This is a genomic window from Arthrobacter sp. YN (assembly GCF_002224285.1).
Taxonomy (GTDB): Bacteria; Actinomycetota; Actinomycetes; order Actinomycetales; family Micrococcaceae; genus Arthrobacter.
The window spans coordinates 148,155-171,469 of the sequence record NZ_CP022436.1 but is presented as its reverse complement, the minus strand read 5'-3'; the positions used below and the strand labels follow the sequence as shown (position 1 = coordinate 171,469).

The window sequence follows — 23,315 nt, the reverse complement described above, 5'->3', positions numbered from 1 at the left end:
CGTGCCTTGCCGACGACCGGCGCAAGACGCCCGGGCCGCCGTCGACCCTTACCGCCGGGACCGGCAGCGGAATCGAATCCGGAGCCAAAGGCGGAACCGGAAGGAACGCTCAAAGCCCCATCCGCTCAAGCCACAGCTTGGAGTTGTGGATCTCTTCTTCGGTGGGGAGGTACTCGGCGGATTCCCACACCCGGTTGAACCCTTCCATGCCTGCCACGGCAACCACTTCGCGCACGAACTTGGCGCCATCGGTGTACTGGCGCATCTTGGCATCCAGGCCGAGGAGGTTGCGGATGAACTTCTCCACCACGCCGCGGTCCTTGCCGCGCTCGTTGAAGCGCTGGCGGATGGTCTTCACCGAGGGAACGATGCTCGAATCAACGGCATCCATCACCACGTTGGCGTGGCCCTCGAGGAGGCTCATGACGGCCGTGATGTGGGACAGGGACGCCTTCTCCTCAGGGTTCTGGAGGAGGTCCAGGATGGCGCCGCGGCCCGGAGTCTTGTCTGAGGGAGTGCGGTCGCGCAGGGACTTGGCCACCGCACCAGCACGTTCCACCAGGGAGTCCATGTTGCCCAGGAGGTTGCCGCTGAGCTTCTCGATTTCGTCGAGCATGTGGTGCCGGAGCCACGGCGCCGCAGCGAATTGCACGCGGTGTGTTTGTTCATGCAGGCAGACCCAGAGGCGGAAGTCGTCGGGGTGGACGTTGAGTTCGCGCTCCACGGAGATGATGTTGGGCGCTACGAGCAGGAGCCGGCCGCCCGGCGGAACGTTGGACCCAGGGGCCAGGGCAGCAAAGGGATCGTACTGGCCCAGGACCTTGCTGGAAAGGAAGGCCAGCACAGCGCCAAGCTGGGTGCCGGTGATGGCACCGCTGGCAGCGGCTGCGGCTGGGGTCATGGACACTCCGCTGCGGCTGTCCAGCATCGTTTTCAACGCGGGTTGGAGCATCACCGCGAAGCTCTGGGTATTGGCCTTGGACCAAGACGCGCGGTCCACCACCAGGACGTGCGAGTCACGCAGATCCCGGGCAGCGTCCAAGCCGGTGATGTCGTGGACGTGCGGGACGGAGATATCCGCGTTGAAGCGCAGGTTCTCCACCGCCTTGCCAATCTCCCCGGCGCTAAGCTCCGGACCGGGAGGGGCAAGCCGGGCAGCCGTAGAGGCGGCCAGGTCCCAATTGATCAGGGACGGGGCCCCTGCTGACGAATCGCGGGCAGTCGACACCATACGAACCATCACACCACACGAGACTGACAGTGGGCCCTTAAGTTCGCTCCACGCGGAGCATTCAGCCCCGGCAACCGCACGAGGCCAACACCGACGCCGACCGGTCCATGGCCACCTTATTGGCAGCAGCCCCCGGTTCAAGGTCGTTGCCGATGAAGGAGAACACCAACAACCGCCCGTCGGCGTCCACCACGTATCCGCTCAGGGCGATCACCGTATTGAGCGTCCCCGTCTTGGCCCGGACCAGTCCGGCGCCCTCCGCGGTAGAGGCGTCCACGTATCTGTCATCCAGGGTTCCGGTCAGCCCGGCCACCGGGAACCCGTCCAGCGCGGTCCGCAGAGAGAGGTCCGGTCCGCTGGTGATCGCACGGACCACCTCGGCAAACTGGCGGGCACTGACCTGGTTTTCCAAGGCCAGTCCCGAGACGTCGGCCAACTGCATCGAATCGGTGGCGATCCCCAACTCCCCCAGCCGTTGCCGCACGGCCGCGGTGGCGCCGTCGTACGTGGCTTTTTGACCGGAAGCCAAGGCGGTCATCCGCCCCAGCGCCTCGGCGAGGAAGTTGTCTGAGGACTCGAGCATGAGGTCCACCTGTTCGCTGACTGTGGCCGATTCCGCGGCCGCCAGCACCTTGGCGGGGAGGCCTTTGCCCCGTTCGACGCCGGGACCCACCGCAACGCCGGCAGCCGCCAGCTGCTCGGCGAACGCCTGGGCGGTAGTGACGGCGGAATCCTGGGGGCGCGGACCGGTCAAGACATCCGGAGCGTACCGGCCTGAGTTCAACGCGAGGGAAAACAGCGGTGCTGTCTCGCCGGCGGCGACGTCGTCCAGGCTCCACGCGGGGTTGAGGGGTGCGCCGGTGAAGAGTGAATCGTCCACTTGCACAGTGACCGGGCCCTTGACGCCGGCCGCAGCCAAAGCCGCCGCAGTATCCGAGGCCAGCGAAGCCAGACCGGCGCGCCCAAGAACAGCCGACGGATCCGACGTGGAAGCACCCAGCAGGACGTCCCCTCCTCCGGTCAGCACCACGGTGGAGGGGTCATCGGAAGCGAGAACGCGCGTAGTGAAGCGGGACTCGGGGCCGAGGGCTTTCAGCGCAGACACGGCGGTCAGCAACTTCATATTGGAGGCCGGGATCCGGTTGGCGTTGGCGTCGCGGTCAAAGAGGACCTTGCCGGTGGAAGCGTCCATCACCATGCCACTGATACTGCCCCCGCCCGCCGGTTTCAGCGTGGCATCAAGCTGCCGGGCAACTTCAGCGGGCACGGGAAGGGGAGCATCGGCGTCCAGAGGAAGCACTCCGCTGACGTCAGCCAAGCGGTCCGGCTCCTGCTGCCAGGCGGGAACCGAAGGGGACGGCTTGGGCATGGTCAGCAGGCCTGGCACCATACCGGCCACCACCACGGCACCGAGGCACAGCAGGACTCCGGCCAACAGCAACGGCCATTTCAAGCGCCCCCACGCCGCAGATACCCAGCGGGCACCCCCGTTTTTAACGCCCATCATGGAAGTTGCTTGGTCCTGTCAGTCCTGGAATGTCCCCGCCGGTTCAAGAAACCCGGGTCTCTCGCTATATCCTCAATAGTAGTCGGCGGCACCGGCTGTCCTTTTGCCTGCCGCCAGCCCCGGGCTAAGCAGCCTGCCTGAGGCACCGTCACCCGTGACGGCCGCTTCGGCGGAGCGACGCCCCACCCACACCCGTCAAGGAGCATTCCATGAAGCACGACGTGACCATCGAGATCCCCAAGGGATCGCGCGTCAAGTACGAAGTTGACCACGAAACCGGCCGTGTCCGCCTGGACCGCGTCCTGTTCACCTCCATGCAGTACCCAACGCACTACGGTTTCTTCGAGAACACCCTGGGCGAAGACGGCGATCCGCTGGACGCACTGGTGCTCCTGCAGGACTTCGACCTCCACCCGGGCGTCATCGTTGAATCCCGCCCCATCGGCGTCTTCAACATGACCGACGACGGCGGCGGAGACGCCAAGGTCCTCTGCGTCCCCGTTGACGCACGCTTCGACCACATCCAGGAAGTCAGCGACGTCAGCGAATTCCTGATCAAGGAAATCGAGCACTTCTTCACGCGCTACAAGGACCTGGAGCCCGGCAAGTGGGTCAAGGCCGAGGGCTGGGGCGACCGCGCCGCTGCCGAAGCCGAGCTGGAAGCTTCCATCAAGCGCTACGTTCCGGCAGCACACTAGGGCTTAGTCCTTCGCGTGATGCCCGACGGCGGCTGGTGCGGTTCACTGCGAACCGCACCAGCCGCCGTCGTTCTTTAACGTCTCTTGCCCGGGTTGTGCACATGGGCATGTCTCCCCATCGCGGTAGCTCCCGGGTCCGCTTAGGCTGGGACGAGACTTTTCGATGCCTTACACAGGGGGTTCATATGGCTGGGTTCTACGGCGCGGACATCACGCAGCTTCGCAGTCTGGCCGGCGTGATGGGCAAAGCTGCCGACGCCATCAGCCTGCAAAGCACGCAGTTGTCCAACGCCATCAATTCCACAACAGCGTGGCAGGGCCGGGACGCTACGGTCTTCAAGGGCGATTGGAACTCCCAGCACCGGCAGAGCCTGGTCAAGGCCGCCACCATGCTGCGCGAAAATGCCAGCCAGCTGAAGAAGCACGCCAACCAGCAGGAGTTCGCCAGCCACAACGATGGCTCGGGCTCGTCGGTGGGTGTCCTCAAGGACGTCTATGACACGGCGATGGGCGTCAAGGGTTTGGCTGCCCCGCTGTGGACGGCCTACAAGTACCTCAAGCTTGGCAACACGGAATGGGTGAAGACCCGCGAGGTCCTGACCAACTGGCGGGCCGGCGGAACGGTTGTCCGCGACGCCATGACCGCGCTGCGCAACGGTGGGAAAGTCACTGACGTCCTCACCGACCTCAAAGCCAACATCCCCTACAGCCAGGCGTTCCAGGACGCCAGCAAGTTCTCCAAGGGCCTCCGCGTGGCCGGGGCGCTGGCGGCACCGTTGAACATTGTGGGCGGCATCAGCGACATGATCAACCCCCAGCACGACGGCTGGCGCGGCACCGGCGACCGCGTTGCCGGCGGCCTGTCCGTGGTGGGTGGCGTTGGCAGCATCATGCTCATGACAGCCGGCGGCGCAGCCTTGCTGGGGCCGATCGGCGCCCCGATCGTGATCGGGGCGGGCATCGTTGCCGGCGCCTGGGCGCTGGGCAACCTCGTAGCCGACAACTGGGACTCCATCAGCAACTTCGCACGCAACCCCGGCAGCTACATCGCCGATGGCGCCAAGGAAGTGACGGGCTTCGTCAAGGACGCAGGCAGTAAGGTGGCAGACGGGGTCAGTGACGCCGCCAAGTCAGTCGGAAACTTTGTCGGAGGGATATTCGGATGACCACCAGCACCATGAAATGGACCCAGAGGGACATTGAGGCCGCAGCCAAGGTCCTGGCCTCGGCCAGCGCAGTCGGTGCGCTTTTGCCTACGCTGACCGATGAAGAAGTTGTAGCCCTGGACGGCGTTCAGCACGAACAATTGGTGGCCCTGCCGTGGCTTTCGGCCCAGGACGCCAGCAAGGAACTGATGTGCGCCATCGCCTTGCGCGGCCTGCTCGCCAAGGAACTCGTGTACCCGGTGGTCTTCGAGGGTGAGACCGAACCGTCCCGCCTGCATGCCACGGAAGAAATCACCGGCGCCCTCACCCTGCGCCGGAGCGGCAGCAGCGTTGTCTCGGTGGAACGCACCGTTTCCACCGGCAAGCGCTGGCTCTACGGCTACCTTCATGACGAAGGTGTTCTGCTTGAGGAAGTGGACGAAAGCGGCCTGCACGGCTTCACAGTGGTGACCCGCGACCAACTGGTTCCGCGCCTGGCCGGATTCGTCGACCCCCAGCAGGCTGCTGCCCGCGACACCGATCCTGCCCTCTACACTGAAGCCCAGTTCGAGGCACACGCCGCCACCGCGTTGGCCGACACCCAGGCCGCGAGCAACGTAGTGGCCTTCAATTCCAATACCAACGAATTCCCCACGGTCACCGTGTACACCGGCCCGTCCGGCGTCCACGTTCTCACCCCGCGTGTGGAGGGCTCGCCTGAATCCGGCCCGGAGCAGGCGGAATCGGTAACGTTCGAGCTGCAGGAAACCTCCGCGGCATCGCTGGCCCGCGTCCTGGGCGGGCTGGCCGGACTGGCCTGACGTTCCGCACCCAAGCCGCACACCGCCGTCGAGCTGAAAGTCCTTCATGAGCACTTCGAAGTCCACCACCCTCACTGGGTTGCTTGACCCTGTCAACGGACGCCCCGTTCGCCGCCATCCTGACACCGGCGCTTACTTCGTCAAGGCTTCGGGCAGCGCCCACTTCTGGGGTCGGGTCCTGGATGCAGTCGTCTTCCTGGTGGGCTACGTGATCCTGGCCGCGGTTGCCGCGGTGGTCCGTGAGTCCATGATGAACAGCGGCTCGGCACTCGGTTACAACGACGGTTTCTGGCTGACCCTCTACGTTGTCCTGTGGTTCCTGGGCCTGTTGGTCTACGGAATGATCTGGGGAACCGTGGGCAGCGTGGGCGACGCCGCTGCCGGCATGCGCTCGGTGCGGATCAAGAACGGCACGACGGCGGGCGCCTGGCTGGGCGGTTGGCGCGCCATCTGCTGGTCCTTCTTTCCGTTCTTTGTGGTGATGCTCATTGCCTCCGCCGTCAGCGGCGGTGGTGACGACACATGGGACCCGAAGTTCGCAGCCATCGATCGCCGCTCCGGCATTGCGCAGGGCCAGGCACCGGTTCCGGACCCCAAGGTCGCTGCCGCCGAACAAGCCGCTGCGGCCGATCAGCAGAACCTTCCCAACCTCTACGGCCAGCGCCCGGATGCACGGCCGTAACTGGCTGGTCCGCCGTGTTGAGCGCAAGCTCGCCCCTGACCTGGGGCAGCTCCGCTTTGTAGCGTCCTCACGACACATCTACTGGAAAGTCCTCATCCCCTGCCTCGTGGTGGGGTTGATTTTCGGGACCATCGCAGAGTTCGTCAGCCCCATCCGGTCCACCCGGGAAGCCGGGCACTTCAACGATCCCGCCTTCTTTGTGCTGACCAGCATTCTGACGGGTCTGGTGCTGTGGTCCATGACGCTCCTGGGCAGCTTCCGGAAGCTGCTGGTCTTCGACGGCGGGATGGTCGCCAAGTACTCGCAGAAACACACCCTCGTGGTGATTCCCTGGGCCGACATCACGACCGGAACCATCAAAGCAGTGACCACCGCCGACGGCACCGATCCCGACCGCCGATTAGTGGCACGCCGGAAGGTTTCCCTGGGCGCCGGAGGCCGGAGTGCCGTGGTTTTCCAAGCCCGCGACACGTTCTGGGTCTTCGCTTCGAGCCAGGATCCCGCCCCCTTGGTCCTCACTATCCACGGGGCCCTGAATGATGTAGGAACATCCGGCGCCGCACGGGCAGCGGCAGGTGCGCTGCCCGCCGTCGTACTTACCGGGCGGATGGCGCTCGACTGACCGGCTGGACTGAACAATGGGCGAATTTTGCCCTTGCAGACCGTCTACCAGCCGGTAGCATGTGATCCACTATGTTCACTCTCACTATCAACCAACGCGACAGCCGGCGCGACGGCGACCTTGTGCCGCAGCTGCTCAAGGACCTGCGGCACATTCCTGCGCGGCTCGACTTTGACCGCTCGGTTGAGGATGAGGTGCAGGGCATCGTCGAATCGGGCCACCAGGCCGTGGAGACTGCCTTGATCGCACTCCGGTCCAGCCAGTGGTACGTGGGAATCGGCGTGGGACCCATCAATGAGCCGCTGCCCAACCTGGTGAAGGACGCCTCGGGCCACGGCCTGGTGTACGCGCGCCGGGCCGTCGACAGGCTGCGCAACGGCAAAGAGCGGATCCCGGTGGCAGTGGACGGACCTTTGAGCGCGTTGGCTTCAGAAGCCGAAGCTGTGCTGCGGCTCCTGGGACACATCGTCCAACACCGCAGCGCGGCGGAATGGCGGGTCCTTGACCTGCTCACACCGGGCGTCCGAGGCCAGCAGAAGGCCGTGGCCCAGGAACTGGGCATCACCACGCAGGCTGTCAGCAAGGCTCTGGCCCGCGCGCAGTGGTCCGAGGAACACGCCGCCCGGCCGGCCGCAGCCCGCTTGCTGCAGATGATCCTGGAAGTGCGCTGATCCAACACCCGGCCCGAAACATCCCCGGGCGCAGGACTGACCCAACTGAGTCGCAGTTAACGCCGTTTTGAGGGCTCAAAAGGGCATCTGCTGCGACTCAGTTGGGTCAGCGGGGGAACTTACTGGTTGCTGACGTTGTCCTTGGCCGTCTGCGCGCGGTCCTGAACGTCGGCTGCTGCTGCCTGGCCTTCGTCCTTGACGTTGGCTGCGGCTTCCGTAGCGCTGTCCTTGACGTTCTGCATGGCGTCCTGAGCGGGTTCGCGCAGGTGCTCGGCGACTTCCTGGGCCGCGTGGCTCAGTTCGTCGGTCAAGGGCTGGGCTGCTTCCTTGACGGCCTGGGCAGCTTCGCGCTCTTTTTCCGAAGCCGGGAACAGCGAGGACACCAGCAAGCCTGCGCCGAACGCAATCAGGCCGGCGGCGATCGGGCTGCCCTGGGCCTTCCGTGTGATCACCTGCGGGGCATCACCGATGTCCGAGACAGCCCCGGAAACGTTGCCGGCCACGCCGGAGACAGCGTCCCCGGCCCGGTGGGCAGCGTTGCCTGCAGCGTCACTGACGTCGTCGCGGGCGCCGAACACAGCGGACTTGATCTTGTCCACCCGGCGGTTGACGATGTGCGAGGGCGTGACCTTGTCCGCCACGGCATCAACGTTGGTACTGAGCCGCCGGCGAGTTTCTTCGATATCGGCGCGCAGGGCGTCGGGGTTCTGCGTCATCGTGTCTCCTCAGTGTTCGGTTTCAAAGCGGGGGGTATTTCTTTGACCGTCTCAGCGGTCTGCGGCATGCCCTTGATGGTGTTAAGTTCCTTGCGGCCCTTGGCAGCCAAAACTGCTGCCACGATGCCCCAGATGACCGCGACGATAACGGCGGACCATCCCAGGCCAACAAGCTGACCCAAAGCCCACCACAGGGCAATGGAAAGGAACAGCACGGTGATGTGGCCGGCGTATGCAGCTCCGCCCAGCATTCCCGCGCCTTTACCGGCCTTGGTGGCGGACTCCTTGAGCTCCGCTTTGGCCAGCTCCACTTCCTGGCGCATCAACGTGGAAACGTCGCGCGTCAGGTCGCTCAGGAGCTCACCGAGGGGAAGGGTCTCCGCCTTCACGTGGGCTTCCGTGGGAGGTAGATCGGCGGGACTGCTCATCGGTGACCTCCGTACTGGGGGTCATCGGGATCGAGCGGTCCTGCCAGTGGGTCGCCCTGTGCCTTGACGCCACCGGCTTCAGTCTCCGGATAAGGGAGCGTGGACCCGTCGTAACCACCCGTGGTACCTGCGTCATAGCCGGTGGTGGTGGCCGATCCGTATCCGGCGGTGGTTGCCGTCGGTCCGGGGAGGTCCACTGCCGGAGGTGTTACCGCGCCGCCCTGAGTCGGGTAGTACACGGCCCGAGGGGTCTCCGTGGTGGCCGGCGTGCCGCTTGCGGAGGCTGCATCGGAGGCGTTGCCTGCCATGCCCCGGCCGAGACGACCTGCGAGGACACCGGCTCCAGCTGCCAGCAGCAGGAAGGTTCCTGGCTTACGACGGGCAAAGCCCTTGACTTCATCCAGCAGCGAGCCGGGATCCCGGCCTTCCAACCACTGGGCAACGGAGGAGGAGCGTTGCGCTGCCTGCTGGACCAAGTCCGTGGCGACGCCACCGTTTTCCGTTGAATTGGCCATGGTGGAAAGCTCATCGGAAATGGACCGCAAACCTTCGGCAACACGCTGCTGCTGGGCTTGGGCTTGGTCGGACAGCTCACCCTTGGTCTGCGTCAGCAGTTGGCGGGCATTCACCTTGACTTCGTGGGCAACGTGTCCGGCCTCGGTCTTGGCGGTGTCCACGACTCCCCCGGCGGCATCGCTGACGGCGCCTGCTACTCCCGCAGCTTCTTCCTTGGCCGTGTCCACCTTGCCGGAACTCTCGGAACCGGTTCCCGAACCAGCGGGGGTTCCACTGATTCCCGTAGTTCCAGCCGTTTGAGTCTCAACATCGGCCGAGTCCAGGTAGTTTCCCGTGAACGGTTCGGTGCCTGTATGGGCACCGGTGCTTGGCGCCGCGAAGCTTCCGTCCTGCGGCGATTTGCTCTCAGTCATTATCGCTCTCTTTCCACAGTTGGCAGGCTGCGGACAGCAGCCGGGATAGTAAGTATCGTTACTATCAATGGGTCTGTACCCGTTTGCCGGGGATCTAATCACCCAATCGAACGAATTGATGTCCCTGCTCACGTTCTGCACTTTCCGCTCGACAGCCGGGACCATACCTGCGAATGTTGGGGTGATGAGCCAACTGCCCGCGAGGCGACGGCTGATTCCCGCGCTTCGAAAAACTGTCACCCGCCACCGACTCCTGTTCGCTGCCAAAACGGCCGTCGCAGCAGGCCTCGCCTGGTACCTCGCGCCCTTCATGCCCGGCCCCGCCGCTGCGTACCCGTACTACGCGCCGCTTGGTGCCTTGGTCAGCATGCACCCCACTGTGGCCGACTCCGCTAAACATGGGCTCCAAAGCCTGGCGGGGCTGGTGTTGGGCATCGGTATGGCCTTCGCCATCACCACTGTCGCCGCTCCCACTGCCCTGGCTGTCGCCGTGGTGGTGGGACTTGGCGTCCTCATCGGCGGCCTTCCCCGGCTGGGCACAGCATCTGAATGGATTCCCATGGCGGCGTTGTTCGTCCTGGTGCTGGGCGACTCCAACGCGGAGGGTTTCTCCTTTGCCTACGTCCTCCAGATGGCCTTGGGCGTCACGGTTGGCTTTGCAGTGAACTGGCTGGTCTTCCCGCCCCTGCACCTCGATGACATCGACCCCGCCATCGCAGGCCATCAGGAAGCCTTGTCACGGCAGCTCAAGGACATGGCCCGGGCCATGGAAGAGTCCTGGCCACCCAACCACGAAGCCTGGGCCAGCCGCAGCGATGACCTCTCGCTCACCGCCGCAGCTGTGCGGACTGCCGTCCACCAGGCAGAGCTGAGCGCCAAAGCGAACCCCAGGTCCCGCCGTCGGGCAACCCGGATCCCTGGCGACCTCGCCGGATTGAAGACCCTTGAACGGCTCACGTTCCATGTCCAGGACATCACCGACGTCCTGGCCAGCGCCATCTGGGAAGAAGGTGCCGGGACTGTCATCCCCGATGCCGTGGTTGGCCCCCTGGCCGAAGCCCTGGAATCCGTGGCGACCGTCGTGGACCACTGGCGGGACGCCGAGAACGGCGAGCTGGCCAACCGGCTGGCGCAGGCCAAGGACAGCATCACTGCCCTCAGCGATGCCGTGGCCGGGGCCGCCGCTGACCAAGCCCCGGTGAACGCTCCGGCCTCGGTGGCCATGAGCCTGCGCCGGATCCTGACCGTGGTGTTGTCCGCCGAGTAAGGGCTACCGCGGTTTCAACGGAGGGGATGCTTCCCGCCCCTTCCCTGCACCGATCCCGTCCAGCATCTCCGCCAACGACTCCAGCGAAGAATGCTTGGGCGACCAGCCCAAAAGCGAATGCGCCCGCTCCGTGTCCATGATGGGGGCGTTGGCTGCCATGTCCACCCATCCGCCGTCGGTCACCTGCAGCCGAAGCCGCCAACTGACCTCGACGACGGCGCGGAGCACCGGCAGCGGGAACGGCATGACCCGCCGGGCGTTGAGAATCCACGCCAAGGCGTTGGGGTCGATGACCGGCTCGGCGGCGATGTTGAAAGCACCTTCCGCCTTGCGCTCCAGCACCCGCCAGTACGCATCAGCGACGTCGGCCGTGTGGGCGGCCTGGAACACCATTTCCTTGGGGACGGCGAGGAACGGCAGCCAGGGCTTACGCGGAACCAGCCGGGGCAGAACCCGGCCCAGGAAGTAGCGGCCAACCTCGCTGCCGCCACCGGCGCTGAACATCAGCGCCGGGCGGAGGCGCGCCACCACGACGTCCGGGTTCTCCTTGGCAAACCCGTCCAGGAGCCTTTCCTGCGCTGCCTTGTCAGCGCTGTAGTGCGAGCTGCTGATCCCACCCACCGGCCAGTCTTCCTTGGTCCGTTGGTCTTTGGGAGCAGGCGAGTAGGCGCCCACCGATGACGCGCACACCACGTGACCTACCCCGGCTTTGCGCGCGGCGGCCAGCACGTGGGCAGTCCCGGCCACATTGGTCCGCCGAAGCATCTCCCGGTTGTGGTTCGGTTGGATGAGCCACGCCAGATGAACCACAGCATCGGCTCCCGCCAAGGCTGCTTCCAGCGCGGGCTGATCCCCGGTGGCGCTGATGTCCAGGGTGTGCCACTCCACACCGTGATAGGGAGCGGCGTCAGGATCCGGTTGTCGGCGGACGACGCCCACGAGTTCCAGATCCGCGCCTTCTTCAGAGCGTGCCTTCTGGAGCCGCTTCAGCAGTTCCGTGCCGCCGTGCCCTGTTGCACCGATGATCACAATACGCATGATGATTCCTTAGTCCTGCGGGGTTTCGCCCGTGGAACGGATGCGTTCCAGGACTGCTGTGGTGGAGTGCTCCGGCACGTAGTCCAGGATGGTCACTGTGCCGCCATACCGCTCCACGGCTTCGGTTTCCTGGAGCATCTCCGGCGTGTAATCGCCGCCTTTGGCGTAAACGTCCGGCCGCAACAGATCGATGAGCGGTATGGGCGTAGGGGTGTCGAACACGGTGACATGGTCCACGCAGCTCAGTGCCGCGATGACTGCTGCGCGGTCGGCCTCGTGGTTGACAGGACGGTCCGGGCCCTTAAGCTTCCGCACGGAAGAGTCGCTGTTCAGTGCCACCACCAACACGTCGCCCAGTTGCTTGGCCTGGTTGAGGTAGCGGGTGTGGCCCCGATGCAGGACGTCGAAGCACCCATTGGTCAGCACAATCCGCTTACCCTCCCGGCGATGCTCCTCCACGTGCCGCGCCAGCTCGGCGTCCGTCAATGCGGTATCGGCGAACCCGCCGAGGTGCTTCGCCAGCTCGTCAGTGGTACAGACGGAGGTACCTGGCCGGTGCACCACAACATCCGCCGCGGCTTGGGCCAGATCCACGCTGGTGGTCAACGGCAATCCGGCGGCGCGGGCAATGGTCAATGCCGCCACGAAGGTATCGCCGGCGCCCGAAGCCTGCTTTTCCGCTTGCGGCCGCGCCCACGTCCGGTGGGTGGCCGGGTTGTGGGCGTCACCGTTGGGGCGGATGGTCAGCGTCCCCTCCCGGTCCAGCGTCACGACGACGGCGGCCGCACCTGAGGCGCGCAGGAGCTGGGCCGCGTGGGCTTCCACAAAGGGGCACCTGGCAGCACCACCGGGAAACTCAGTTCCCAGCAGCCTGGCGGCTTCCTGCGCATTGGGGGTTGCCAGGTCCGGATGGAGTTGGGCCCAGCGCCCTGGAGAGTGGGCGTCCACTACCACCAAGGTGTCCTGACGAGCACTGGCAGAGCCGGATTCAGCGGGACTATCGCCCCGGGAACCCAGGTGCTCAAAAATTGCGTCCCGTACCGCACCTTCCAACGCCCCTGCCCCGTAGTCGCAGAGCACCACGGCTGATGCTCCGCGGAGTGCTTCGGGAATGGCAGCGGCCACCTGCCGGAGGCCATCTGCGGGAACCTCTTCCGCGGCGTCGTCCAGGCGCAGCATCACCTGCCCGCCGCTGCTCACACGGAACTTGGTGGTGGTGGTCATGCCGGCATGGGACACCACATGCGATGCGTCCACTCCCGCCGACGTGAGCTGTTCGAGGAGCGTGCGGCCTCCTGTGTCCTCTCCCACGAGTGACACGAAACGAACCCTCGCCCCCATGGCGGCGAGGTTCATCGCCGTGTTGGCCGCACCTCCCGGGGCGAAGTCACGGCGCTGGACCTGGACCACAGGGGCTGGGGCTTCTCGGCAGAACCGCTCAATGGTTCCATCCCACCAGCCGTCAAGGATGGAGTCGCCGATAACCGTCACCACGGGATGCGCCTCGGCCAGGCGACCCGGCAACCAGTCAGCCAGGCCCTCCTGATGGGCCAGGCTTTCGTGATGGGCCGGACCCTCTTGATTGGATAGGCGTGCCATGGGGTACCTTCCGTTTGGGCTGACAGTTTCCTGTTCCCCTCAGGTACCCCGCGGCACGGGCTTCACACGCCGGGTACGCTGGTTTCCGCCACCGTGAAGAAGGAATCGCCATGGATGTTCCTGCGAGCCCCGGCATCGGTCCCGTGCTGGCAAAGTTCAGCGACGTCACGCGGATTGCGGTCCTCAGGGGCGGTGGATTGGGCGACCTGATGTACCTCTACCCGGCGCTCCACGCGGTGAAGAACGCGTACCCCAACGCCACCATCACGCTTCTGGGCACGCCGATCCATGCGGCACTGGTGGCCGCGACGGAAGGTCCTGTTGACGCCGTCGAGATGCTGCCCGTGGCACGCGGCGTCCATGACGGTCCCCGCAACGGCGAGCGCTTTGAGGACGATGCTGAGGACCTCGCTGCGCAGGAGGCGTTCTTCGACTCGATGCGGTCCAGGGAATTCGATGTTGCGTTTCAAATGCACGGCGGCGGACGGTTTTCCAACCCGTTCCTGCATCGTCTTGGTGCGCGGCATACCGTGGGTACGCGCACCAAGGACGCGGAGCCGTTGGAGCGGAACCTTGATTACGTCTACTACCAGAATGAACCGGACCGCTGGCTGGAGGTGGCGGGTCTCGCCGGAGCTCCAAGCATCATCTCCCCTCCCTTGCGCCCCAGTCCTGAGCATCAGCAGAACATGGCGGGAATACGGGACCCGCAGGGGACCTCGCTGGTAGTGGTCCACCCGGGTGCCACCGATCCCCGGAGGCGATGGCCGGCGTCGTATTTTGCTGAAGCCGCGGCGGGGTTGGCGCGGGAAGGGGCCCAGGTGCTGATCGTGGGCGACCACGCCGAGAAGGCGTTGGCGCAGGAAGTAGCTGAATTGGCAGTTCGCCGACTGCCTGAGGGTGACCGGAACGCCGTGCGCTCCATAGCCGGCGAGCTGGACGTTGGGGACCTGGCGGCTCTCCTGTCGGAGGCAACAGTGATGCTCGCCAGCGACAGCGGTCCCCGGCACCTGGCCCAAGCGCTGGGGACGCCCACAGTGGGAATCTTCTGGGTGGGAAACGTGCTCAATGCGGGGCCGCGCGGCAGGGGCCTCCACCGCGTCCGGATGTCGTGGGCTACGCAGTGTCCGCGCTGCGGAGCTGACGTCACCCAGGTGGGATGGACGGCACCGCACTGCGGCCACGACGACACCCTCATCACGGGCATCGCCGTGGCCGACGTTATTCAGGACGTGCTGGACCTTACGGCCACGAGCCTTCTTCTGCGGGGCAAATAAGGAGTTCGCGGACCTCGCTGCCGAAAGGCTGGGAGAGGGCGAACACCACTGCTTGCGCCACGTTGGCGGGATCGTTGAGCTTGGAGTCGTCCTGCGGCTTGTACTGTTCGTCGCGGTCGTCAAAGAAGTGGGTCTTCATGCCGCCGGGGATGATGGTGGTGACGCCGATGACGCCCCCGGTTTCCGCTGCGAGTGCACGGCTGAAGCCAATCACACCGAACTTCGAGGCGCAGTACGCCGTGGCATCGGGCAGCGCCCGTAGACCCAGCGTGGAGGCGATGGTGATGGCCCTGCCGCGTGATCCCTTCAGATAGGGCAGTGCCGCACGGACCACCGACACTGTGCCCAGGAGGTTCACTCCAATGACCTTTTCCCATTCTTCCGCCGGGACGTCGCCCAGCTTGCCGCAGCGATCGATGCCCGCCGCCGTCACCACTGCGTCCAGGCCGCCCAGGGTTTCGGCGGCCTCTTTGACGGCGGCTTCCACCGCTTCACGGTTGGAGACGTCCACTTCCAAGGCTTTGGCCCCGGACACATTGCTGACATCGCGGTCGAAGACGAAGGGCGTGCCACCGGCGTCGCGGATGGCTTCCACGATCGCAGCGCCAAGGCCGGAGCCGCCTCCAGTGACGATGACGCGACCAGGTGTTTGCGTGTTCATGCGGTTCCTCTCGGTTGATCGGTGCTTGGGTGCTCGGTGCTTGGGTGCTTGCTCTCAGCTGGCGGTGCAGTTGTCAGCTGACCTTGGCCAAGGCTGCAGCCAGGCCGCTGGTGGAGCGTGCCGGATGGAAGGGCACAGTGACGCAGCGCCCTCCCCAACCCGCCATGACGCGGGCTTCCGGCAATTCTTCGGGGGTGTAGTCGCCACCCTTGACCCAGATATCGGGCTGCAGTTCGGTGAGGCAGGCCTCGGGAGTGTCCTCGTCGAACACCACCACGGCATCAACGCACTCAAGAGCCAGCAACAACTCCGCCCGGTCCTCCACGCTGACGATTGGCCGGTGTGCGCCCTTGAGCCGCCTGACCGATTCATCGGAATTCAGGCAAACGATGAGGCAATTGCCCATGCTGCGCGCGGCAGCCAGCGTCCGGGCGTGACCGGCGTGGAGGAGATCGAAGCATCCGCCGGTGGCCACCACCGTGCCTCCTGCGGCCCGCACAGCCCGAGCCAACTGGACGCCCTCCGGGTCAAGATCGCCGGCTCCCACGAGTTCCAGACCTTTAAGCTCGACGACGGGACTGGCGTCGGGCGCTTCGGTCACCACCGCCAACGACGCCGCTCCGCCCGCTGCCAGGAATGCCGATGCATCCTCCACTGCCCGGGCGGCAGCCTGCGCGAGGTCAAGCCCGAACCCCAGGTGCACGGCAAGGCTGCCGGCCAGTCGGTCGCCGGCTCCGCAGGGATCACTGACGTTGGTTCTGGGGGCGGGGATACCTTGTGCGGCACCGGCTGACAGCAAGAGCGCCCCGTCCTCACCCCTCGTCACCAAAACGGCTCCACTTCCCCACTTTTCGAGGAGGTAACGGCCTGCTTCTTCGGCACCTGTGGACGGTTCCAGCCCGGCCGCATTCGCTGCCGTCATGGCCTCGATAAGGTTCGGCGTCACGACGGCGACACCCGCCACGGGTTCGGAACCGGCAGGATGCGGGTCCCACACCACAGGGACGCGGCGCACGGCGTCGGCAAGCGCGGAACGGATCTCGGTGTTGGCGGTCATCCCCCGGCCGTAGTCGGCCACCACAATGGCCTCCGCCGATGCGATGGCTGCGAGCATCTCCCCTGTGCTGGCGGGAACGGGAGCCGGGGCGCACCCTTGGTCGAACCTGACCATGGGATGTGCCCCGATCCGCACCCGTGTCTTGGTGGGCGTGGGGGCGAGCGGGACTCCGGCGAGCACCGAGACACCGGACAGGGCGCGCCTAAGGTGGCTGGCGCCGTCGTCGTTGGACAGGGCGGTGACCAGCGAGACGCTGTGGCCGTCCTGCGCGAGCACAGTAGCCACCAGTCCAGCGCCACCAGCACGACGCCGGACGTCGGCTACGTCCACCACCGGCACGGGCGCGTCGGGGCTGAGTCGGGTGGCGGCCCCATTGATATCCACGTCCAGGAGGACGTCGCCCACCACGGTGATCCTCATGGCTGCCGCGCTCCGTAGGAGTGTGGGCCCGAGCCCGCGCGCTTGGCGACCTCGGCATCAAAGGCCCGGCACACGGCGTGGATGGCAATGAGGTGCCCTTCCTGGGCGTTCGCGGAGATGGCCTCAACGGTGACGGCTTGATCGCAGGAGTCGGCCAGCGGGTTGGGCCCTGCGCCTGTGAGAGCCCACGTGGTGATGCCGCGTTCTTTGGCTGCACGGACGGCTTTGAGCAGGTTGGGGCTGCGTCCGCTGGTGGAGAGCAGGAGGAGGACATCGCCCGCACGGCCGTGGGCCCTGACTTGGCGGGCAAAGACTTCTTCGTAGCCGTAGTCGTTGGAGAGTGCCGTGACGGCTGAGGACTCAGCGTGGAGCGAGATGGCGGAGAAGGGGGCGCGTTCGTCGTCGAACCTGCCCACGAGCTCGGCCGTCAGGTGCTGCGCCTCAGCCGCTGAACCGCCGTTGCCGGCCGCCAGCAGGCGTTGCCCAGCCAGCAGCCGCTTGGCCAATTCCGTTCCCCACCCGGCTAAGCGCCCCGACTGCGAGCGCAGCGACTCCAGCGCGGGCAGGACATTGTCCAAGTGCTTGGTGACCTCGGCCGTGTGGTTGGAATCGGCAAGATCGGGAGCCCACCGCGCCGGTACAGTGTCCGGGACGCTGTCCCCGGTGGAAGGAGCGCTGCTTGTGACGGTCACGGAGCCTTTGATGTTCACAGTGCCGTTCCTTCCAGTGGTTCCAAACCTTCGTTGGATTGCCGGGACAGCCCGGTAGCCAGGACGGATCGGTACGCTTTCTCGGTGTCCGCTGCGATCCGTTCCCAGGAGTAGCGGGAGCGCGCCCGGCGCGCTCCGGTGCGGCCCATGTCGGCCCGCAGCTCAGGGTCGCCCAGCAGCTTTCCGAGCGCCTCCGCCAAGGCTTCCGGATCACGCGGCGGGACGTGCAGCCCGGTCTTCCGGTCAACCACGGTTTCCCGCAGTCCGCCCACGGCTGCCGCCACCACCGGGACCCCGCACGCCATGGCTTCAAGGGGCACAATGCCGAACGGCTCGTACCACGGCGCGCAAACCACGGCGTCCGCACTTCGGAAGATGCCGGGCATGGCGTCGCGGGGCACCTGACCCCGCATGGTCACCTTGTCCTCGACGCCCAGCTCTTTCGCCAGGGCATGGAGCCGTTGGGCCTCCGGGTCTTCCTCGAGGGTCAGGGCGTCGCCGGAACCGCCAACGATCAGGAGCTCGACGTCGGTGAAGCCCGCCTCCGCCAGAAGGGGCAGCGCCTGGATGATCAGGTCCACGCCCTTGCGTTGCACAAGGCGTCCCACGCTCAGAATCCGATGCGTGCGGGTCCTGGGTTCGGCGTCGGACGTTCCAGGGAACAGGGTGAGGTCCACGCCGCAGGGCGCGATGGAAATCTTGGAGCGGCTGATGCCCAGGGCCTTGAGTTCAAAGACCTCGTCCGGGCACGTGGCGATGACCCAGTCCGCGGCGCGCCCAACCCAGGGCTCCAGCCATGCCCTGGCGGGCGGGCTGGTATCGGCAGCGCCCTGGTGCCGGCGTTTTACGGAGCCGAGGGCGTGGAAAGTCTGCACCACAGGAACGGGGTCGGCAGCTCCTGCCCGTCTTGATGCCTGGATGGCGGCGAGGCCGGACATCCAGAAGTGGGCGTGGACGACGTCGGGGATCTGGTCCCCCCAGTCCTCGCAGATACCGTCCGCCAGCTCGCCCATGAACGGCAGGAGGTCGTCCTTGGGGATGCGCCGGGGCGGGCCGGCGTCCACGTGAACCACGGTGAGTCCCGGGCCAACCTGCACCTTTGCGGGGAGATCGGGATCGTCGCGCCGCGTGTAGACCGTGACCTGGTGGCCGCGATCTGCCAGGGCTGATGAAAGGGCCGCCACGTGGACGTTCTGTCCTCCGGCGTCAACGCCTCCCAAGGCAGCCAGCGGACTGGCGTGTTCGGAGACCATGGAGATTTTCATGGGTGCGTCCTCTCGGAGTCGTGGCGGGCGTCGGGGTCGTGGCTGGCGTCGGCGTCGTGGCTGCTGAAAGCTGTTCCGGATTGTGCACGGCTTCCCCGGCGCGCGCCCTGGGGAAGTTCGGCCAGGAGTTCGTCCCAGGCCCGAAGAAACTTGTCCAGCCCATAGCGCTGCAGCGCGGCCTCGCGGGAAACGATGCCCATGGCGTAGGCGTCGTCCGGGTCGTCCAGCAACCGGCGGGCGAACTCTTGGAGATCGTCGACGTCGTTGGAGACCAGGCCTGCACCGTGCGGGATGGCGCGGCTCGCCTCGGTGGTGGCCAGTGCCAGGACGGGCATTCCAAGGTGCATCGCTTCGAGCAGCGCCAAGCCCAGCGAGGTCCAGCGGAGCGGGTGAAGGTACAGACGGCAGCGCGCCAGTTCCTGGTGGAGTTTGGGCGCCTGCACGTCGCCGGCAATGTGCAGCCGGACCTCGCTCAGCCCGTAGCCCTTGAGATTCAGCGCCCCGGGCAGATCTTCCGTGCCCATGCCGAAGACCCGCAGCGGCCCCACCCCGGCGAATCCGGGCAGGAGATCGGTTCCCGTGACACGGCCACGCCTGACGGGTTCATTGACAACCACGCCCATCTCTTCCTGTTCGCCGGTGTACAGGTGCCCGGGGTCGGGGATGCCGTGCTCGATCACCGTGGTGGTTGCCGTCCCCGTATCCCAGAAGAGCTGGTTGAAATGGGTCACGTGGACCACGGGTATGGTGCTCTGGTCTGCCAAAGGGTGCAACGTGAACGGGACGTCGCCCTTGGGCGTGTTGTGTTCCAGGTACACAGCGGGAAGGTCCACACCCGGGCGGCGGCCGAGTGATCGGGCTACTGCTGCGATTTCCTCGGGCCTCTGCAGGACAACAGCGTCAACACTGGCAGGGTCCAGGGTTTCCAGGTCCACTTCCTGGGCGGCGGCAGGCCACTCACGGCCGCCGCGCCCCAAACCCCACGCGCCGCCGTCGGACGATGTCGGCAGCAGGTACTCATGCCGGCCGCGGACAAAGGCCTCCATCCATCCGCCGTGGACGTGCCACACCAGGATCCTCATGGTTTCCAAACCTTTCGTCGGGTGGAGAGGGAGGACACGCCTCCCAGGAGCCTTTCGACGGCTTCGACAACCTGCTCCGGGGTGACCGAGCTCAGGCAGGGATGCCCGGGCACCGGGCAGAGGCGGGCCCGGGAGTTCTTGCAGGCAGCGTCCTGGTCACCCAGCAGTTCCAGCGGCACCCCGTAGGGCGCCCATCGGATGGCCGGAACCACCGGGGCGAACAGGCTCACCACCGGCGTTCCCACAGCTGCCGCCAGATGCGCGGGACCGGTATTGCCGGTGACCACGACGGCGGCTCCCGCCAGTACCGCTGCCAGCGTCCGCAGGTCGGTTCCACCGCCAAGGTTCCTGGCGGAGGGACCGGCCACTGTTGCCGTCAGTGAGGTCTCCCCTGGGCCGCCCGTGACCACCACCCGGTGCCCGTAGGCTTCCAGGAGTTCCACGGTTGCTGCATGGTGCAGCGCGGGCCAGGCCCTTGCCGGGGCGGCCGATCCCGGGTGGACCACAATGTACGGTCCTTCGTCAGCCAACGCGTCGGCTATCCCTTCAGGATCCGGGCCGGAGGTGATGCGCAGCTTTCCGTCATCGCCGTTGGGCAGCATGCAGCCGCCGGCCTCTGCGATGGTGAGCGCCCGGACCACTTCCGGCTGGTCCTCCGGAAAGTCCTCGCCCGGCTTGAGCCGGACGTCCAGCAGGGAGCCTGCGTAGTCCGTGGACGCGCCCGTGATCTTTTTGACGCCGGCCAGTCGCAGGAGCATCGCCAGTGGAAGCGGGGACTGGTGGAAGGACGTAAGGATGACGGCTTCCTGGATCCGCGAGCTGCGGACAAAGTCGATCAGTCCCCGCGTCATCTCTTCCGTGACAGGGGGTGCCTGGTTCACAATCCACGGGCACTCCCACGTGTGCACTTGGGTCACTCCGGGCAGGAGCTCCGCCGCGCCCGATCCTTCGGGACCGCACAGCAGCACCACGTCATTGGGACGGCTGCCATCCGGCCTGCTTCCGTTGGCCACAGCGCGCAAGGCCGGTCCTGACAGCAGGACGTCTCCCATGCTGTCCAAGCGGGCCACCAGGACGCGGCTCATACACGGGTTTCCTGTTCTTCCAGTGCCCCGGAGAGCAGGAGCTCCACTGCATGCCCCAGGTCCGCGGCAACACTGCCGGCGGCCTCGATCTCTTCACACCGGGTGACTTCCGTTGGCACCAATACAGCTCTGGCACCCGCTGCGGCAGCCGCCTCCATGTCAGCACCGATGTCGCCAACAAAAGCAGCTTCCTCCGCGGTGATGCCCAAAGCCCTGCAGGCCGCCAGGATCATTCCCGGCTCAGGTTTGCGGCAGTCGCAGCCGTCCTCCGGTGCGTGCGGACAGAACTCCCATACGTCGAAAGGACCCAGCAGCTGCTCCACCCGTTGGTTGACGGCGTGCATTTGTTCCAGTGTGAGCAGCCCCCGCGCCACGCCCGACTGGTTGGTCACCACTCCGGTGGCCAGTCCCGCGCGGCGCACTTTTTCGAGGGCGGACAGCGCACCGTCCATGGGCCGCACCAGCTGCGGATCGCCGTTGTAGGGCACGTCAACAACCAGTGTTCCGTCGCGGTCAAACAGGACCGCCTTCAACGTTCCGGATCCTCCCATACCCGCAACGTTCCCCGGTTCTCCGGACGCTAAACAGTGCGGCGGTGAGAAGTTTGGTGCCGTTAGACTCCTAGCGGGAGGCCACTATGACCACAGCTTCGGACAGTTACTTGAGCAAAGATCAGCCCGTGCTGCTTGCCCTGCGGGCTTTAAAACTCGGCGACCTCCTTGTCGCAGTTCCGGCACTCCGTGGCCTGCGCAGGGCCTTTCCCGAGCACCGGATCCTGTACGCCGCGCCTGCCTGGATCGCCGAGGCCGTGGAGCTGGTGGGCGGTATCCACCATCTGCCGACGCCGGGGCTCGATGATCCCTTGACCATCCCCGGCGGAACCGTGGACATCGCGGTCAACCTGCACGGAAATGGTCCTGAGAGCCGGCTCCGGATCGAGGAGTTGCAGGCCAACAGGGTGATTGCCCATGAGTCACCGGGGATCGATGGACCAGCGTGGATCACCGGGATCCCCGAACGCGAGCGCTGGACCCGGCTGCTGGACTGGCACGGCATCGACGCCGATCCGCTGGACTACCGGTTGAACCGTCCAGTTGTTCCGTCGCCGCGTCCCGGTGCCACCGTGATCCACGTGGGTGCGGCCTATGGCAGCCGCTTGTGGCCGGTGGAGCGGTTCGCGGACGTTGCCGTCCAGCTCGCTGCGGCAGGGCACCAAGTTGTCCTCACGGGCGGCACTTCCGAGCGCGTCCGGGCAGAGGAGACTGCCGCTTTGGCGAGGCTCAAAGGAGCAAACCTCGACGGCGGCTTGCTGGCCGGGCGGCAGGGCCTCGCCGAATTCGCGGCCACCATTGCCGAAGCCCGGTTGGTAGTTTCGGCCGACACCGGCGCGGCACACCTGGCATCCGCCTACGGACGTCCGTCCGTGGTGCTGTTCGGACCGGCGCCGGCCGAAGAGTGGGGTCCGCCGCCGGGACCGCATGTGGTGCTTACCGCCGTCGAACTCCGCCGTGGTGACGTGTTCTCCGCCGATCCTGATCCGGCACTTTTGGCCGTCAACGTCGGCGACGTGATGGACGCCGTGGAGCGGCTGGGCTGCTAGCCGGCTCTTGACTGCTACTTGTCAGGGAGCCGTCCCGTCCTGCAGGTGGGCCTCTTCGTCCAGCAGTTGGGTTTGGAGGGACACCAGGATCTTGGAGAGCTTGCGCGATACCTGCATTTGCGACATCCCCAAGGCCTCGGCGATGGTGGACTGCGTTTCCTCGCGGTAGTAGCGCCTGTACAGCAGGTGGCGGTCCTCCGGGCTCAGTTCCCGGATGGCGTTGCGCAGGGCCAGCACGTCCTCGAGCCGGTCCGTCGGGCAGCCGAAGGCGGAAAGGGTGCCCTGCAGGCCGTCCCGGCCATCGGATGCCGGGGCGTCCAGGGAATCCGGGCGCTTGCTGGTTCCGGCCATGAGCGCCTCGCGTACCTGGCATGGTTCCAGATGCAGATCCTCGGCAACTTCCTCCGGGGAAGGCGTCCGCTGCAGGGTTTGGGTCAATTCCTCCGTCCGCGCCAGCACTTGTCGCCGCACGTCCTGGATGGTCCGCGGCGGACGGACAACCCAGCAATGGTCGCGGAGATATCGTTTGACCTCCCCGGCGATGGTGGGGGCGGCGTACGCAGGGAAACTGACGCCCTTGGACTCGTCGTAGCCGCGGGACGCTTTGATGAGGCCCATGTACGCGACCTGCCTGACGTCGTCGAGGTCGTGCGTGTGCGCTGAGTATCTGGCGGCGATGGCCTTGGCCAGATTGAGGTGGTCCAGGACCAGGCTGTCTTGAAAGCTCTGGCGAATGCTGCCTTCGGGCTTTCCTGCGGAGGTCCTGTTATGGAGGCCAAGTTGTTGGGTCTGTCCCATGGGGCT

General features: G+C 66.1%; 24 protein-coding genes. 9 read left to right on the top strand and 15 right to left on the bottom strand.

The genetic code is table 11. The features are described 5' to 3' along the window. Window positions 1-109 precede the first annotated feature (109 nt). A complete protein-coding gene (locus CGK93_RS00865) occupies window positions 110-1,231 on the bottom strand; it encodes a zinc-dependent metalloprotease (RefSeq protein WP_089593193.1) in 1,122 nt (373 codons plus the stop codon). Between the two features lie 61 nt (window positions 1,232-1,292). Beyond that, window positions 1,293-2,735 (bottom strand): D-alanyl-D-alanine carboxypeptidase/D-alanyl-D-alanine endopeptidase, encoded by a 1,443-nt coding sequence (gene dacB, locus CGK93_RS00860; RefSeq protein ID WP_089597082.1) that lies wholly within the window; start codon window positions 2,733-2,735, stop codon window positions 1,293-1,295. 212 nt (window positions 2,736-2,947) lie between these two features. Here dacB and CGK93_RS00855 point away from each other — a divergent pair, with 212 nt between their 5' ends. The 6 genes from CGK93_RS00855 (at window position 2,948) to CGK93_RS00830 (ending at window position 7,377) form a co-directional block, all read left to right on the top strand. After that, window positions 2,948-3,436 (top strand): inorganic diphosphatase, encoded by a 489-nt coding sequence (locus CGK93_RS00855; protein ID WP_024818962.1) that lies wholly within the window; start codon window positions 2,948-2,950, stop codon window positions 3,434-3,436. Window positions 3,437-3,621: 185 nt separating this feature from the next. After that, window positions 3,622-4,602 carry a hypothetical protein gene (locus CGK93_RS00850; RefSeq protein WP_089593192.1) on the top strand — a complete coding sequence of 327 codons (981 nt, stop codon included), beginning with the start codon at window positions 3,622-3,624 and terminating at the stop codon, window positions 4,600-4,602. Next, a complete protein-coding gene (locus CGK93_RS00845; protein WP_089593191.1) occupies window positions 4,599-5,402 on the top strand; it encodes a hypothetical protein in 804 nt (267 codons plus the stop codon). Before CGK93_RS00850 ends, CGK93_RS00845 begins: the two co-directional genes overlap by 4 nt. 46 nt (window positions 5,403-5,448) lie before the next feature. Next, window positions 5,449-6,084: an RDD family protein gene (locus CGK93_RS00840; RefSeq protein ID WP_089593190.1), complete on the top strand. Its 636-nt coding sequence runs from the start codon at window positions 5,449-5,451 to the stop codon at window positions 6,082-6,084. Continuing rightward, on the top strand, window positions 6,071-6,706 hold the full coding sequence (locus CGK93_RS00835) for a hypothetical protein (protein ID WP_089593189.1): 636 nt from the start codon (window positions 6,071-6,073) through the stop codon (window positions 6,704-6,706). The genes CGK93_RS00840 and CGK93_RS00835 overlap by 14 nt, the downstream gene beginning before the upstream one ends. 71 nt (window positions 6,707-6,777) lie before the next feature. Beyond that, window positions 6,778-7,377 (top strand): hypothetical protein, encoded by a 600-nt coding sequence (locus CGK93_RS00830; RefSeq protein ID WP_089593188.1) that lies wholly within the window; start codon window positions 6,778-6,780, stop codon window positions 7,375-7,377. A 119-nt stretch (window positions 7,378-7,496) separates the two neighbouring features. On the opposite strand, the gene CGK93_RS00825 is transcribed toward CGK93_RS00830, so the two are convergent. From CGK93_RS00825 to CGK93_RS00815, 3 genes are read right to left on the bottom strand one after another with little or no spacing between them, the layout of a single operon-like run. Further along, on the bottom strand, window positions 7,497-8,093 hold the full coding sequence (locus tag CGK93_RS00825; protein ID WP_089593187.1) for a DUF3618 domain-containing protein: 597 nt from the start codon (window positions 8,091-8,093) through the stop codon (window positions 7,497-7,499). Then, window positions 8,090-8,521, bottom strand: a complete 432-nt coding sequence (locus CGK93_RS00820) for a phage holin family protein (RefSeq protein WP_011772900.1) — start codon at window positions 8,519-8,521, stop codon at window positions 8,090-8,092. The genes CGK93_RS00825 and CGK93_RS00820 overlap by 4 nt, the downstream gene beginning before the upstream one ends. Then, a complete protein-coding gene (locus CGK93_RS00815; protein ID WP_198318314.1) occupies window positions 8,518-9,450 on the bottom strand; it encodes a hypothetical protein in 933 nt (310 codons plus the stop codon). Before CGK93_RS00815 ends, CGK93_RS00820 begins: the two co-directional genes overlap by 4 nt. 184 nt (window positions 9,451-9,634) lie before the next feature. On the opposite strand from CGK93_RS00815, the gene CGK93_RS00810 reads away from it, so the two are divergent. Continuing rightward, a complete protein-coding gene (locus CGK93_RS00810) occupies window positions 9,635-10,717 on the top strand; it encodes an FUSC family protein (RefSeq protein ID WP_232481493.1) in 1,083 nt (360 codons plus the stop codon). A gap of 3 nt (window positions 10,718-10,720) precedes the next feature. Here the strand turns inward: CGK93_RS00810 and CGK93_RS00805 are convergent, their stop codons facing one another. Next, on the bottom strand, window positions 10,721-11,755 hold the full coding sequence (locus CGK93_RS00805) for an NAD-dependent epimerase/dehydratase family protein (RefSeq protein WP_089593186.1): 1,035 nt from the start codon (window positions 11,753-11,755) through the stop codon (window positions 10,721-10,723). A gap of 9 nt (window positions 11,756-11,764) precedes the next feature. Next, window positions 11,765-13,354 carry a D-glycero-beta-D-manno-heptose 1-phosphate adenylyltransferase gene (gene rfaE2 / locus CGK93_RS00800; protein WP_089593185.1) on the bottom strand — a complete coding sequence of 530 codons (1,590 nt, stop codon included), beginning with the start codon at window positions 13,352-13,354 and terminating at the stop codon, window positions 11,765-11,767. Window positions 13,355-13,464: 110 nt separating this feature from the next. Between rfaE2 and CGK93_RS00795 the strand changes: the two genes are divergently transcribed. Beyond that, window positions 13,465-14,631: a glycosyltransferase family 9 protein gene (locus tag CGK93_RS00795; RefSeq protein ID WP_198318313.1), complete on the top strand. Its 1,167-nt coding sequence runs from the start codon at window positions 13,465-13,467 to the stop codon at window positions 14,629-14,631. Here CGK93_RS00795 and CGK93_RS00790 read toward each other — a convergent pair. The 7 genes from CGK93_RS00790 to CGK93_RS00760 all read right to left on the bottom strand — a co-directional run bounded on the left by CGK93_RS00790 (window position 14,597) and on the right by CGK93_RS00760 (window position 21,462). Continuing rightward, window positions 14,597-15,292 (bottom strand): SDR family oxidoreductase, encoded by a 696-nt coding sequence (locus CGK93_RS00790; RefSeq protein ID WP_089593184.1) that lies wholly within the window; start codon window positions 15,290-15,292, stop codon window positions 14,597-14,599. The genes CGK93_RS00795 and CGK93_RS00790 overlap by 35 nt on opposite strands. 73 nt (window positions 15,293-15,365) lie before the next feature. After that, a complete protein-coding gene (locus CGK93_RS00785) occupies window positions 15,366-16,769 on the bottom strand; it encodes a PfkB family carbohydrate kinase (protein ID WP_089593183.1) in 1,404 nt (467 codons plus the stop codon). After that, the gene (locus CGK93_RS00780) at window positions 16,766-17,479 is read right to left on the bottom strand and encodes a D-sedoheptulose-7-phosphate isomerase (protein WP_442857003.1); all 714 of its coding nucleotides are present in this window, start codon (window positions 17,477-17,479) and stop codon (window positions 16,766-16,768) included. Before CGK93_RS00780 ends, CGK93_RS00785 begins: the two co-directional genes overlap by 4 nt. Further along, window positions 17,476-18,744 carry a glycosyltransferase gene (locus tag CGK93_RS00775; RefSeq protein WP_089593182.1) on the bottom strand — a complete coding sequence of 423 codons (1,269 nt, stop codon included), beginning with the start codon at window positions 18,742-18,744 and terminating at the stop codon, window positions 17,476-17,478. The genes CGK93_RS00780 and CGK93_RS00775 overlap by 4 nt, the downstream gene beginning before the upstream one ends. Continuing rightward, window positions 18,741-19,826: a glycosyltransferase gene (locus CGK93_RS00770; protein WP_089593181.1), complete on the bottom strand. Its 1,086-nt coding sequence runs from the start codon at window positions 19,824-19,826 to the stop codon at window positions 18,741-18,743. Before CGK93_RS00770 ends, CGK93_RS00775 begins: the two co-directional genes overlap by 4 nt. Next, on the bottom strand, window positions 19,823-20,911 hold the full coding sequence (locus tag CGK93_RS00765) for a glycosyltransferase family 9 protein (protein ID WP_089593180.1): 1,089 nt from the start codon (window positions 20,909-20,911) through the stop codon (window positions 19,823-19,825). The genes CGK93_RS00770 and CGK93_RS00765 overlap by 4 nt, the downstream gene beginning before the upstream one ends. Further along, a complete protein-coding gene (locus CGK93_RS00760) occupies window positions 20,908-21,462 on the bottom strand; it encodes a D-glycero-alpha-D-manno-heptose-1,7-bisphosphate 7-phosphatase (RefSeq protein ID WP_089593179.1) in 555 nt (184 codons plus the stop codon). The genes CGK93_RS00765 and CGK93_RS00760 overlap by 4 nt, the downstream gene beginning before the upstream one ends. An 86-nt stretch (window positions 21,463-21,548) precedes the next feature. On the opposite strand from CGK93_RS00760, the gene CGK93_RS00755 reads away from it, so the two are divergent. Continuing rightward, the gene (locus CGK93_RS00755) at window positions 21,549-22,511 is read left to right on the top strand and encodes a glycosyltransferase family 9 protein (protein ID WP_089593178.1); all 963 of its coding nucleotides are present in this window, start codon (window positions 21,549-21,551) and stop codon (window positions 22,509-22,511) included. 21 nt (window positions 22,512-22,532) lie between these two features. Here CGK93_RS00755 and CGK93_RS00750 read toward each other — a convergent pair whose 3' ends face one another. Further along, a complete protein-coding gene (locus CGK93_RS00750; RefSeq protein ID WP_089593177.1) occupies window positions 22,533-23,309 on the bottom strand; it encodes a sigma-70 family RNA polymerase sigma factor in 777 nt (258 codons plus the stop codon). Between the last annotated feature and the right edge of the window lie 6 nt (window positions 23,310-23,315).